Below are 12,730 nucleotides of genomic sequence, written 5' to 3'. Positions count from 1 at the left end.
AATGGAAGCATTAGCAGCAGCATTAGCAGCAGGATTGGCAGCATTAGGAGCAGGTTTAGGAAGTAGTATGGTAGTTAAGACAACAGTTGAGGGGATCGCACGTCAACCAGAATTAAGAGGACCATTAACTACAGTTATGTTAATTGGTATTCCACTAGTAGAGGCCGTTCCGATCTTAGCTATCGTTGTAGCCTTCATGGTACTGTAGAACTCAATAGTAAAAATACAGTGGCGAAATTTATCTTTAGAGGAAGTTTCGCCATTCCTTTAATTTCAAAATAGGATGAATCCATTCTAAATCAGGGCTTTCACCATAAAACTTGGCGATGAGCCAAGTTTTTAATCTGTTTAAAGTCTATTTTTATTTAATCACGGACAGTTTCATGTTAGTAGTTGTTGAAAGGAGTGAATACAGTGCAAGATTTAGCTGGAAATCTTATTCTCGGAGCTGCAGTTGGCGGTCTAAATAGTGGAGATATTATTTTTTCGTTACTAAGCTTTGCGATATTACTTTATCTATTAAAGAAATTTGCTTGGGGTCCATTACTTAATAAAATGGAAGAACGAGAAAACTACATTGCAAATGAATTAGATGTTGCCGAAAAAAACCGTATCTCAGCAGAGAAAGCGACAGAAGAAGCAAATGAGCGCTTAAAACAAACACGTCAAGAAGCACAAGTTATTATCGAAGATGCTAAAAAGGCTGGAATCGAACAAGAACAAATCATTATAAAAGCAGCTGAAACTGCTGCAGATAGAATGAAACAATCTGCACAGGCAGAAATTCAGCAAGAAAAAGAAAGTGCCATTCAAGCACTTCAAGCACAGGTGGCTTCACTTTCTGTTCAAATTGCTAGTAAAGTAATTGAAAAAGAACTAAATGCACAAGATCAAGAAAAACTAATTTCTGACTATATGAAAGAGATAGGAGAAGAATAATGAGTAAAGCAGTGATTGCTAAACGCTACGCAGAAGCTCTTTTTCAACTTGCTCAACAAAAAGAAAATGTTGATTCAATTGAATCTCAACTTTTAATAGTCAAGGAAGTTTTTCAACAAAATCAAGATTTTAATGATTTTTTAGAACATCCTGGCTTTGATGGGTTGAAAAAGAAACAAATAATTGATCAAGCTTTTCATGATTTTGCAAAAGAAGTTCGCAACACATTGAAGCTATTAATAGATCGTCATAATGAAAGTGCTGTTCCAGAAATCGTAGATCAATTCTGTGCATTCGCTAATGAATCTAAAGGAGTAGCAGTAGCGACAGTTTACTCTGTTCGTCTCCTCTCTGAAGAAGAAAAGCAGCAGTTACAAGTTGTATTCACAAAGAAACTAGCTGTTAAATCATTAACAATTAACAATGTAATTGATCCTTCTATTATGGGTGGCATCAAGCTTAAAGTTGGTAATACCATTTATGATGGCTCTGTAAAAGGAAAATTAGAACGAATTGAACGTAATATCGTTTCAGTAAATTAAAGATGATAGGGGTGAATTGGCATGAGCATAAAAGCTGAAGAAATCAGTGCGCTGATTAAACAGCAAATTGAGAATTATCAAGCTGATATTGAAGTTACTGATGTCGGTACGGTTATCGAAATCGGTGATGGTATTGCACGTGTACATGGTCTTGATAACGTTATGTCAGGTGAGCTTGTTGAATTTTCAAATGGAGTAATGGGATTAGCCCAGAACTTAGAAGAAAGTAATGTGGGGATTGTTATCTTAGGTCCTTATACAGAGATTCGCGAAGGCGATGAAGTTCGTCGTACTGGTCGTATTATGGAAGTGCCGGTTGGTCGTGAATTACTAGGTCGTGTAGTAAATCCATTAGGACAACCAATTGATGGGAAAGGGCCAATTGAGACGAGTAAAACACGTCCAATTGAAGCGCCAGCACCAGGTGTAATGGATCGTAAATCTGTTCATGAACCACTACAAACAGGTATTAAAGCAATTGATGCACTTGTGCCAATTGGTCGCGGACAACGCGAATTAATTATTGGTGATCGTCAAACAGGTAAGACGACTGTTGCAATTGATACGATCATTAATCAAAAAGACCAAGACATGATTTGTATTTATGTTGCTATTGGTCAAAAAGATTCTACTGTTCGTTCTACAACAGAAGTATTTCGTAGACACGGCGCATTAGATTACACAATAGTAGTTAGTGCCGGTGCGTCAGAACCTGCACCACTTCAGTACTTAGCGCCATATGCTGGTGTTTCTATGGGTGAAGAGTTTATGTATGACGGAAAGCATGTGCTAGTTGTATATGATGATCTATCTAAACAAGCGAATGCATACCGTGAATTATCACTATTACTGAAACGTCCACCGGGCCGTGAAGCATTCCCAGGTGATGTATTCTACTTACACTCACGTCTATTAGAACGTGCAGCAAAGCTTAGTGACGCAAAAGGATCAGGCTCATTAACAGCCTTACCATTTGTTGAAACACAAGCTGGTGATATTTCAGCGTATATTCCTACCAATGTTATATCCATTACAGATGGACAAATATTCTTGCAGTCTGATCTATTTTTCTCTGGTGTTCGTCCAGCGATTAATCCAGGTCTATCGGTATCACGTGTTGGTGGATCAGCACAAATTAAAGCGATGAAGAAAGTTGCAGGAACATTGCGTTTGGATCTAGCTTCTTATCGAGAATTAGAGTCATTTGCACAGTTCGGATCTGACTTAGACAAAGCAACACAAGCAAAACTTAATCGTGGTGCTCGTACGGTAGAAGTTTTAAAACAAGGCCTACATAAACCACTTGTAGTTGAAAAACAAGTTGTTATTATCTATGCGTTGGTTCGTGGCTATTTAGATGATATCGAAATTGATGATATTACGCGTTTCCAATCAGAGTACTTTGATTATTTTGATGCAAATCATGCTGACATCTTAACAACAATCCGTGAAACCGGAAATCTTGCTGAAGCAGAAGCAATGAATGCAGCTATTGAAGCGTTCAAAGCACAATTTGTAGGGAAAAGTAAATAAATTGGAAGTGGAAGGAAGGAAAATAAGAATCAAATTCTGATTTTTATCCTTCTTTTGCAACAGAAACCTTTTCAAGAAAGGGGGCTGAACGTAAGTGGCATCACTAAGAGATATTCAAACACGAATAGGCTCAACTAAAAAAACAAAACAAATTACAAATGCGATGCAAATGGTTTCAGCATCAAAGCTCAGTAAGGCGGAATTAAGTTCAAAGTCTTATATCCCATACAGTGAAAAGATGCAAGAAATGGTTCATCATATCGCATTGAGTAATGAGACATTTGAACACCCTATGTTAAAACCAAGAAAAGTGAAAAAGACAGCGTATTTCGTCATTACATCTGATCGTGGATTAGCTGGACCTTTTAACAGTAGTGTATTACGTAAGGTGTACCGTACCATTCAGGAAAAACATCAATCTGTATCAGAGTATACATTGATTGTAGTCGGACGAATGGGGAGAGACTTCTTTAAACAACGAGATATGCCAATTACAAATGAAATTATTGGTTTATCAGATCAACCTGTTTTTTCGGATATTAAAGATCTAACATTGGAGTCCGTACAACTATATATTGATGAAGAAGTAGATGAATTAAACATTGTCTATAATCATTATATTAGTGCAATCTCACAAGAAGTAGTTACCAAAAAATTACTACCTCTTACAGACTTTGAAAATACGGAACAAACACCAGTTAGTAAGAACAACAGTGCATTTGAATTTGAACCGAGTAAAGCAGAAATATTGGAGTCATTGTTACCCCAATATGCAGAAAGCTTAATCTATGGTGCTTTATTAGATAGTAAAGCAAGTGAACACGCAGCACGCATGTCAGCAATGCGCAGTGCTACAGATAATGCGAACGATTTAATTGATGATTTATCTTTACAATATAATCGAGCTCGTCAAGCTGCTATTACACAAGAAATCACGGAAATTGTCGGTGGAGCAGCAGCCCAAAAATAGTAAAATGTAAGTAAGGAGGGAAATCGATGAGTAAAGGACACGTAACGCAAGTAATGGGACCAGTTATTGATGTAAAATTTGATAATGGACAGCTCCCTGAAGTATATGATGCATTAATCATTTCTCCTAAAGAGGAAAATGGTGTTGCATTAACACTTGAAGTAGCATTACATTTAGGTGACAATTCAGTTCGTACAATTGCCATGCAGGCAACAGAAGGTATTCAACGAGGAGCAGAAGTAATTAGTACTGGTGCTGCTATTTCTGTACCTGTAGGTGATCTTACATTAGGTCGTATATTTAATGTGTTGGGAGAAGAGATTGATTTAGGTGAAAAATTACCTGATGATGTTCGTCGCGATCCAATTCATCGTCAATCACCAGAGTTCGAACATTTGGCGACTGATACAGAAATTTTAGAAACAGGAATTAAGGTTGTTGATTTATTAGCACCATACATTAAAGGTGGTAAAATCGGTTTGTTTGGTGGAGCCGGTGTAGGTAAAACGGTTTTAATCCAAGAGCTTATTAATAATATCGCACAAGAACATGGTGGTATTTCTGTATTTGCTGGGGTTGGAGAACGTACACGTGAAGGTAATGACCTTTACTTTGAAATGAAAGACTCAGGCGTTATTACTAAAACAGCAATGGTGTTCGGTCAAATGAACGAGCCACCTGGTGCACGTATGCGCGTAGCTTTAACTGGACTAACAATGGCAGAATACTTCCGTGATGATCAAGGACAAGACGTATTATTGTTTATTGATAATATTTTCCGTTTCACACAAGCGGGTTCTGAAGTATCTGCATTGCTAGGCCGTATGCCTTCAGCTGTTGGGTATCAGCCAACATTAGCGACGGAGATGGGTCAGTTACAAGAACGTATTACATCAACCAATAAAGGTTCTGTTACATCAATTCAAGCGATTTATGTACCTGCGGATGACTATACCGATCCAGCGCCTGCAACAACATTTGCGCACTTAGATGCAACAACTAACTTGGATCGTAAATTATCAGAGCAAGGTATTTATCCTGCTGTTGATCCGTTAGCATCAACTTCACGTGCACTAGACCCTGAAGTTGTTGGAGAAGAGCATTATAACGTATCTCGTGAAGTACAGCGTACACTACAAAAGTATAAAGAATTACAAGATATTATTGCAATTCTAGGGATGGACGAATTATCTGATGAAGATAAATTAACCGTTTCTCGCGCTCGTCGCATACAATTCTTTTTATCGCAGAATTTCCACGTAGCTGAACAGTTTACTGGTCTTCCAGGTTCATATGTGCCAGTAAAAGAAACGATACGAGGCTTTAAAGAAATTTTAGCTGGTAAATATGATGATCTTCCCGAAGACGCATTTCGTTTAGTTGGAACAATTGAAGATGTTGTTGAAAAAGCAAAACAAATGGCGTAAGAATAAAGCGGTTATAGCTCTATTCCAGCCTGAGGAGGGGTTTCATTGAAAACACTAACGGTGAGTGTTGTCACTCCTGATGGCCCTATTTTAGAAGACACATTTGAAATGGTTAGTTGTAAAGCTGAAAACGGTGAATTAGGAATTCTCCCAAATCACATTCCATTAATTGCGCCACTTGTAATTAGTGTGACACGATTAAAAAGAGATGACGAAACGATAAAAATTGCAATAAATGGCGGGTTTGTTGAAGTGAATAACAACAAAGTAACCATTCTTGCGCAATCAGCTGAAACGCCTGGTGTCATCGATGTTCAGCGTGCTCGTAAAGCGAAAGAACGTGCTGAAAGGCGTTTGCAAACTAAACAAGATGATGTTGATTTTAAAAGGGCAGAATATGCACTTAAACGTGCACTAAATCGTCTAGATGTGATAGAAAACAAATAGAGAGTGCTACATTATAAAAAGACTTTATTTCCATTTTAACTTTGGATTTAAAGTCTTTTTTTGATTCTATGCGACTATATTTAGTATAGGAATGGTATGTTTAGTTTAAACTTGCTGGGGAATAGATAAAAAGTCATTTAAAAAACCAACGATCCATGGTATTATCTTTAATTAGGTTAAATGATAATTGTGAAAAAAATATATGCGTATTTATTGTCGCTATTTCCCGGGAAATGACAAATATTTGTATGCATGATTAAATTGAAAAGTGAGGTTTCATCTATGGAAGAACTAGGGAGATTAGCTTTAATTAGCATGCTTTCCCACATTATTTTTATTGTTATAACGTGGCAAATTATGCAAGCATTAAGATTGGATCCAATTTTTAAAAAAGCGCGGACATTTGAAGCTAAGATTTTGATTGTTTTTATTGCGATTGTTATTGGTTCGACTGTTAGCAATTTCTTCTTAGATTTTCTTAAATGGTCGCAACAATTTGTTTACTTGTTTTAAACTATTGTCATGATTTGACGAATACCTTTTAGTATGGAGAGGAAGCAAAGCGACCATACTGAGTAATAAAAAAGGTAGGGAGATAAAATCATGATTAAAAATAAAGGTTTAGCAATTATACTACTTGTATTACTAATTTTCACTTTTCATTTAAAAGACGTCGTTGCAAAAGAATCGGCAACAGATGAGTTGGTAGAAATGATGGAAGCTGTAGAAGCAGAAGCGTTACAGGTAAAGACATGGCAAATTATGATGAGAGAACAAATCAGCAAAAAAGAGATGCCAGAAATAATGCACGCAATAAATCAAATCGGCTTTTCTAATGGTTATACGACTGAGAAAACTGAACAAGCAACAAAATATAAGTGGGACAGCCGTAAAGAAGAGGATCGGATCGAATCTATTATAATGGTAACCTCAGAAAATCAAGATACTGTAGATGTGATTTATAAAATGGAATCATTAGAAGCAGGTAGTTTTAATCAAAACCCTATAGAAGAACGTCTTCATCTCTTATTGGAAAATGTTTTTAGTAAGGATGTGACAAAATTTACTTGTATTTCGACAGAAGTAGATGCTATTATAGGTAGTGATTATTTTTTTGATAGAATGATAGAAAAGTTAGATGTAGAAGTGATCGATGAAATGAATGAAAAAGATTTTAATGTAATGTCTGGATATACAGACAAATGGGAAGCTGCTATACCTTCATTGAACAAGTCAATGAATATTCAATTAGCAGCAAGAAAAGGTTTAAACGGAAAAATAACCTTAACAATAGGAACACCTATCCTAACGACTGAATATTAATAATATAGAAATTGGACTTTAGAGGAGAATGAGCCTTGGATAAAATCATCGTCCGTGGTGGTAGGCAGCTAAACGGCACTGTACAAATAGAAGGTGCGAAAAATGCTGTATTGCCTGTCATCGCAGCAAGTATAATGGCAAGTGAAGGAAAAAGTGAGCTTCATAACGTTCCAGCTTTAGCTGATGTTGTGACTATGAAAGATGTATTAAGCAATATGAACGCAAAGATTGATTTTCAACATAATACAGTAGTAGTTGACGCAGTGAAACCTTTAATTACGGAAGCCCCTTTTGAATATGTAAGAAAAATGCGCGCGTCGGTTCTTGTTTTAGGACCAACGTTAGCACGTTTCGGTCATGCCAAAGTAGCAATGCCAGGTGGTTGCGCTATTGGCTCAAGACCTATTGATTTGCATTTAAAAGGCTTTGAAGCTATGGGTGCAGATGTACATGTTGGAAATGGATTTGTCGAAGTGTTTTCAAATGGACGTCTTAAAGGTGCGAAAATCTATTTAGATGTACCAAGTGTTGGTGCAACAGAAAACCTCATGATGGCAGCAGCATTAGCAGATGGTAAATCTACAATTGAGAATGCAGCAAAAGAACCAGAAATTATTGATCTTGCTAACTATTTGAATGAAATGGGCGCTAGAGTTGTCGGAGCTGGTACAGAAACAATTAAAATTGAAGGCGTCAAAACGTTACATGGTGCAAAACATTCTATTATCCCAGACAGAATTGAAGCTGGAACATATATGATTGCAGCTGCAATTACTGGTGGAGATGTGCTTGTAAAAGATGTAGATGCAGAACATTTACGTGCATTAATTTCTAAAATGGAAGAAATGGGTGTGAAGATTGTAGAAGAATCTAATGGTGTGCGGGTAATCGGGCCACACAAGTTAAAAGCCACTGATTTGAAAACAATGCCACATCCAGGTTTTCCTACCGATATGCAATCACAAATGCTTGCGCTTATGTTACAAGCGGAAGGCACGAGTGTCATTACGGAAACCGTCTTTGAAAATCGGTTTATGCATGTAGAAGAATTTCGTCGTATGAATGCAAAAGTTAAAATTGAAGGTCGTAGCGTAATTGTCGAAGGACCAGGTGTCTTACAGGGCGCAGAGGTTGCAGCTACTGATCTTCGTGCAGGTGCAGCATTAATATTAGCTGGCTTAAAAGCAGAAGGTTATACACGTGTTACGGAATTAAAACATCTTGACCGAGGTTATGTAGATATTACAGAGAAACTTGCAGGATTGGGTGCGGATATTGAACGTGTGAATGATGAAGAAGAAATTATAATAGAAGAAGCAGAAACAAAACATTTTTCTGCTTTATAAAAAATAAAAAGCTGTGCGATTAGACGATTTCAGTCTCAATTGCACAGCTTTTTTTCTATACATATCTGTCTTATTGAAGTGTATTCCAATTGTGGTGCTGATGTAGCAATTACCCTTACCACCTGATTTTCTATCAACTACGACACAACATTATTATCGGCTAGCTAAATAATATACTAATTACTACCACGCTACGGTAGAAAATGGTCTCCCTTTCCGTGGGCACAACCTTAGCTAACTACTTGGAAGCAAAGAACACTTCCAAGTGGATCTTCGGCTTGTGGGATTGCGATTACTCATCCCATCGAAAACATTTGCTGTTCCCACAGGAGTGTCAACCATTTACTACCTTCGCTGGATAGCGTATCTTTTTTATACAGGTGATAAAATCACTTTTTATTGTTTCTAACTCTTGCTTTAGTTAGTCATTAATTAAGGAAAATAGAGTCATTTACGCAATTTTAATTAGCTAACTAAAACCAGCGGATCAAGCGAAATCGGCGAGACTCCTGCAGGAATAGCCGTGCCTGCGGAAAGGGAGCCCATTTCGCTTGAGGAGCGGGGCATGAATTCTGTTGTGTTACAATTTATGTAAAGAATGCTACGTCGCAATTTCGATCAATTTCAAATGATGAAACGAAATGAGGAGCTCGATGTCAACTTCAACTTTAGATTGCTTTACTTTTTAAGTTTACAAAACTAATTTTAAAATTTCTCTCTGCGTAATTTGTTTATATTTTTTAAAAAAATAGCTGGTGCTTTTTTTACAATGTTTGCTCGTACCAAACTAAATTTCTCGTTCTACTATCTTGTTTTTATGTATAGAGTAATTAGTAGATACGAAGATGATGTTTGGTAAAGGGAGGACGTATATGCATCCGTATAATAAAAACAAAAAACGAGGCTTATATTGGAAATCTAGCAGTATGTTACTGGTAGGACTGTTGTTAACTATTATATTGTTAGTTCCAGCTTTAATTGTAGCGCCACATACAACAAAAATGACAGAATTAGAGACATCTACCGAAGCGGAGGTAGAAAAGCCTGCAGAGGCTGTTACATTGTCCTCTGATGACTCAGCATTTACGGTTGAAGTAATGCGTTCAGAAACAGATCAAATCGAAAAGGTTCTATTGGAAGATTATGTAACACGAGTTGTTGCTTCTGAGATGCCTGCCGAATTTGAACTGGAAGCATTAAAAGCACAAGCACTTGCAGCGAGAACCTACATTGTTAATTATCTGGCACATGTAACAGATGATGCAGCAAATGTTACAGATACAGTTCAGCACCAAGTTTATAAGAGTGATGAAGAGCTCAGGGAAGTTTGGGGAAGTGACTACAGTTGGAAAATAAGTAAAATTAAAGAAGCAGTTGCAGGTACAGTAGGAGAAATTTTAACCTATGAAGATCAACCTATTACACCAGCCTTTTTTTCAACTAGTAATGGTTACACGGAAAATGCTGAAGATTATTGGGAGAACGCTTTACCTTATTTAAAAAGTGTAGCTAGCCCGTGGGATCAAGACTCACCAAAGTTTCTAGATCAAAAGATTGTTCCGATTGATCAAGTAGAAGAAGCTTTAGGTGTAACACTATCTCAATCTAACAATGATTTTAGCATGACAAGAACAGCGAGTAATCGTGTGGAAACGGTTAAAATAGCAGAACAAACCTTCACAGGAAGAGATATACGAGAAGCATTAGAGTTAAGATCGAGTGATTTTAGTATAGAACAAAAAAATGATCATCTCATCTTTACAACAAAAGGTTATGGGCATGGAATTGGTATGAGTCAATATGGTGCCAATGGTATGGCTGAGGATGGGAAGAGTTATCAAGATATTGTAACCTATTATTACCAAGGAACAGAGATAGAAAGAATAGAAGATGCAACACCTACTTTAGTAGTGAAAAACTAAACTTATAATTAGGATGAACGTTTTACCAGCGAAGAACTTTACTGAATTAGAAGAGGGTTTAACAAATATATCATCGTATTAATTAAAAAATTGATAAACGATGTATATTATTTCCTGTTTCTGATCAGAATGGTTCCTGAGGTGATGTAAAATGAGAGAAGATAATAATAACGTTTCAAAACAAAGTTGGAAACGTATCTTCAAGAAGAAATGGTTTTTTCCTGCTGTATATTTAACAGTTGCTGCACTATTGTTAACTGGTGTTCTATGGTATCAAAATTTAGATAACCAGATTCCAGAGGCAACGGATAATACAGAGACGAATCTAGGAAATTCTAATGGGAATCCATTAGACTATGAACAAGATTCAGATACTGTTGTAAGTCAATCAGAAGTCGTAAAGATGCCAGTAGCGGAAGATAGTCAAACTGACATTGTAACAAAATTTTATGATTTCGATAAGACATCTGAAGAGCAAGAACAAGCACTCGTTCTATACAACAATAAATACTACCAAAGTAAAGGTATAGACATTGCATCAGCTTCAGATGAAACATTTTCAGTAACTGCAGCATTAAGCGGTGAGGTTACAGAAGTGAAGGAAGATCCATTGCTAGGCTATGTACTAGAAATGGAACATGAGAATGGTGTTTCTACTTATTATGCAAGTTTACAAGATGTAACAGTCAAAGCGGGCCAAAAGGTTGAGCAAGGTGAGAGTGTTGCAACTTCAGGTCAAAATGTATATGGCCAAGCAAGCGGCACACATGTTCATTTTGAAATCCGAAAAGACAACGTAGCAGTAGATCCAGAAATGTACTTGAACAAACCATTAGCAGATATTAAAGCTCCAAGTGCTGAGGAATCTGCTGAAGAAACAGAAGTTACAGATGAAGCAGAAGATACAGATGAAGCAGAAAATGATGAAACAGAAACTGTTCCAAACCCAGATGAGTCGACAGGAGAGCAAGAATCTTCTAGAGCAACAACGAACACATAAATGAATATAAAAGGCATGAGGGAATTTTCCTTCATGTTTTTTTTGTCTATGGATTGTTAAAGTAGAATAGAAGAAAAGTATAATGAAAAATAGTTGATTAAATCATAGACTTAATTAACTTTTTCATCACTAGTTTGAATATTTGCAGGAAATTGTCGAAAAAATATAGACTTTAGGGTTGAATTATTATGAATATATGAAATAATAATAAGTGATGGTTGATTTTGGAAGGAGGGGTGTTTATGAGACAAGATAACGCTCTCCGCAAGGAAAACAACAAAAGTACCGAGATAGAAATGGATCGAATAAGTAATCTAAACGAATTTATTACGGTAGCTAGTATGGAAAAAGATGATGATACGGTTATCAAATTAACAAGTGAATATTGTCTAATCACAACAAATGAAGTCGATTGGCGAATAGGAATGCATTTTTTGTATACGAATGGATTCTATGAAGAAACACAAGTATTAATAGATAAAAATAAAAAAAGTAAAAATCAGATCAACCACAAATGGGCTACTGTTTATGAACTGGTTCTCGCCAGACGTTTTCGGACGATACCGCATCACAAAATTCTAACAAAGTTACAAAGAATCGAAACAGAAGACAAAGAATTACAGTTTGTCATGAAGTATACAATGCTTAGTATAAATTTTGATATGTTTGATTATGGAAGTTTTAACTTCTTGTTAGACGAAATACAAGACTTGTTACTTAAATTAGACAATCATGTGTTGATTTCTCTAGCTAATATCAATTTGGATCAGTTATTCTTTGCATATTATTGGAAAAGCAATGAAGCTATCTTAGCGAGAAAGTATGGCTTTCGCTTATTAAATAAAATGTATAATAAAAAACAAAAAGCACACCTACATGTAAATCTGAGTCTAACCTATATTTTTGATGATTTCAACTCTTGTATGTATCACTTAAATCAAGCGAAGATAATTGCTGAAAACTTACAAGATCAGCGTTTATTAAACTTGATAAACAATCAAAACAACCCCTTTATATGTGCTCATTTCGCCCAAACAGATGGTGTTGTTACGAATGATTGGAGTGAACAAGCACATTTGGAAATAGCAAAAGAGAACTTTTTAAGGGCTCAAGAATTACTAATTGGAATTACTGAGATTACCCCATTTACAAAGTATTACCTTGGACGAGCATATCAGGATAGAAAGCTGCTTATTAGTTCCTATAATGATTTTATTGAAAAAAGAAGTGATCTTTTTTTCGCTCGGTTACCACTTCATGCTATGGATAAAATGTAATCTC

Annotated in this window: 13 protein-coding genes; all 13 read left to right on the top strand. The window is 36.3% G+C overall.

Annotated features, from left to right (window positions below; translation table 11 throughout):
* The first annotated feature begins 1 nt into the window (after nt 1).
* The 13 genes from atpE to DM447_RS15975 all read left to right on the top strand — a co-directional run bounded on the left by atpE (nt 2) and on the right by DM447_RS15975 (nt 12,726).
* On the top strand, nt 2–208 hold the full coding sequence (atpE, locus tag DM447_RS16035; protein WP_112182196.1) for a F0F1 ATP synthase subunit C: 207 nt from the start codon (nt 2–4) through the stop codon (nt 206–208).
* 206 nt (nt 209–414) lie between these two features.
* On the top strand, nt 415–939 hold the full coding sequence (atpF, locus tag DM447_RS16030; RefSeq protein WP_112182195.1) for a F0F1 ATP synthase subunit B: 525 nt from the start codon (nt 415–417) through the stop codon (nt 937–939).
* Nucleotides 939–1,481 (top strand): F0F1 ATP synthase subunit delta, encoded by a 543-nt coding sequence (locus tag DM447_RS16025; RefSeq protein WP_112182194.1) that lies wholly within the window; start codon nt 939–941, stop codon nt 1,479–1,481. Before atpF ends, DM447_RS16025 begins: the two co-directional genes overlap by 1 nt.
* 21 nt (nt 1,482–1,502) lie before the next feature.
* Nucleotides 1,503–3,014 (top strand): F0F1 ATP synthase subunit alpha, encoded by a 1,512-nt coding sequence (gene atpA / locus DM447_RS16020; protein ID WP_112182193.1) that lies wholly within the window; start codon nt 1,503–1,505, stop codon nt 3,012–3,014.
* Between the two features lie 94 nt (nt 3,015–3,108).
* On the top strand, nt 3,109–3,984 hold the full coding sequence (gene atpG, locus DM447_RS16015; RefSeq protein WP_112182192.1) for an ATP synthase F1 subunit gamma: 876 nt from the start codon (nt 3,109–3,111) through the stop codon (nt 3,982–3,984).
* Nucleotides 3,985–4,010: 26 nt separating this feature from the next.
* Nucleotides 4,011–5,411: a F0F1 ATP synthase subunit beta gene (atpD, locus tag DM447_RS16010; RefSeq protein WP_112182191.1), complete on the top strand. Its 1,401-nt coding sequence runs from the start codon at nt 4,011–4,013 to the stop codon at nt 5,409–5,411.
* A 45-nt stretch (nt 5,412–5,456) separates the two neighbouring features.
* Nucleotides 5,457–5,858, top strand: a complete 402-nt coding sequence (locus DM447_RS16005; protein WP_112182190.1) for a F0F1 ATP synthase subunit epsilon — start codon at nt 5,457–5,459, stop codon at nt 5,856–5,858.
* A 282-nt stretch (nt 5,859–6,140) separates the two neighbouring features.
* Nucleotides 6,141–6,371: a DUF1146 family protein gene (locus tag DM447_RS16000; protein ID WP_112182189.1), complete on the top strand. Its 231-nt coding sequence runs from the start codon at nt 6,141–6,143 to the stop codon at nt 6,369–6,371.
* A 90-nt stretch (nt 6,372–6,461) separates the two neighbouring features.
* Nucleotides 6,462–7,181, top strand: coding sequence for a YwmB family TATA-box binding protein (locus DM447_RS15995; RefSeq protein WP_112182188.1), 720 nt, complete (start codon nt 6,462–6,464; stop codon nt 7,179–7,181).
* Between the two features lie 35 nt (nt 7,182–7,216).
* Nucleotides 7,217–8,527 (top strand): UDP-N-acetylglucosamine 1-carboxyvinyltransferase, encoded by a 1,311-nt coding sequence (murA, locus tag DM447_RS15990; RefSeq protein WP_112182187.1) that lies wholly within the window; start codon nt 7,217–7,219, stop codon nt 8,525–8,527.
* Between the two features lie 872 nt (nt 8,528–9,399).
* Complete coding sequence (gene spoIID, locus DM447_RS15985; RefSeq protein ID WP_112182186.1) at nt 9,400–10,449, top strand: stage II sporulation protein D; 1,050 nt, start codon at nt 9,400–9,402, stop codon at nt 10,447–10,449.
* A 151-nt stretch (nt 10,450–10,600) separates the two neighbouring features.
* Nucleotides 10,601–11,449, top strand: coding sequence for a stage II sporulation protein SpoIIQ (locus DM447_RS15980; protein ID WP_112182185.1), 849 nt, complete (start codon nt 10,601–10,603; stop codon nt 11,447–11,449).
* Between the two features lie 242 nt (nt 11,450–11,691).
* Nucleotides 11,692–12,726, top strand: a complete 1,035-nt coding sequence (locus DM447_RS15975) for an AimR family lysis-lysogeny pheromone receptor (RefSeq protein WP_112182184.1) — start codon at nt 11,692–11,694, stop codon at nt 12,724–12,726.
* The last annotated feature ends 4 nt before the right edge of the window (nt 12,727–12,730 follow it).

The sequence above is a fragment of the Paraliobacillus zengyii genome (assembly GCF_003268595.1).
Lineage (GTDB): Bacteria > Bacillota > Bacilli > Bacillales > Amphibacillaceae > Paraliobacillus_A > Paraliobacillus_A zengyii.
Note: the sequence above shows the minus strand (reverse complement) of the source record. Positions and strands in the feature narration are given on the sequence as shown.

What these genes read in the sequence shown, in the direction of transcription:
- atpE (WP_112182196.1), top strand. Translation starts at nt 2, where the DNA reads ATGGAAGCATTAGCAGCAGCATTAGCAGCAGGATTGGCAGCATTAGGA.
- DM447_RS16025 (WP_112182194.1), top strand. Translation starts at nt 939, where the DNA reads ATGAGTAAAGCAGTGATTGCTAAACGCTACGCAGAAGCTCTTTTTCAA.
- atpA (WP_112182193.1), top strand. Translation starts at nt 1,503, where the DNA reads ATGAGCATAAAAGCTGAAGAAATCAGTGCGCTGATTAAACAGCAAATT.
- atpD (WP_112182191.1), top strand. Translation starts at nt 4,011, where the DNA reads ATGAGTAAAGGACACGTAACGCAAGTAATGGGACCAGTTATTGATGTA.
- DM447_RS16000 (WP_112182189.1), top strand. Translation starts at nt 6,141, where the DNA reads ATGGAAGAACTAGGGAGATTAGCTTTAATTAGCATGCTTTCCCACATT.
- DM447_RS15995 (WP_112182188.1), top strand. Translation starts at nt 6,462, where the DNA reads ATGATTAAAAATAAAGGTTTAGCAATTATACTACTTGTATTACTAATT.
- spoIID (WP_112182186.1), top strand. Translation starts at nt 9,400, where the DNA reads ATGCATCCGTATAATAAAAACAAAAAACGAGGCTTATATTGGAAATCT.
- DM447_RS15980 (WP_112182185.1), top strand. Translation starts at nt 10,601, where the DNA reads ATGAGAGAAGATAATAATAACGTTTCAAAACAAAGTTGGAAACGTATC.
- DM447_RS15975 (WP_112182184.1), top strand. Translation starts at nt 11,692, where the DNA reads ATGAGACAAGATAACGCTCTCCGCAAGGAAAACAACAAAAGTACCGAG.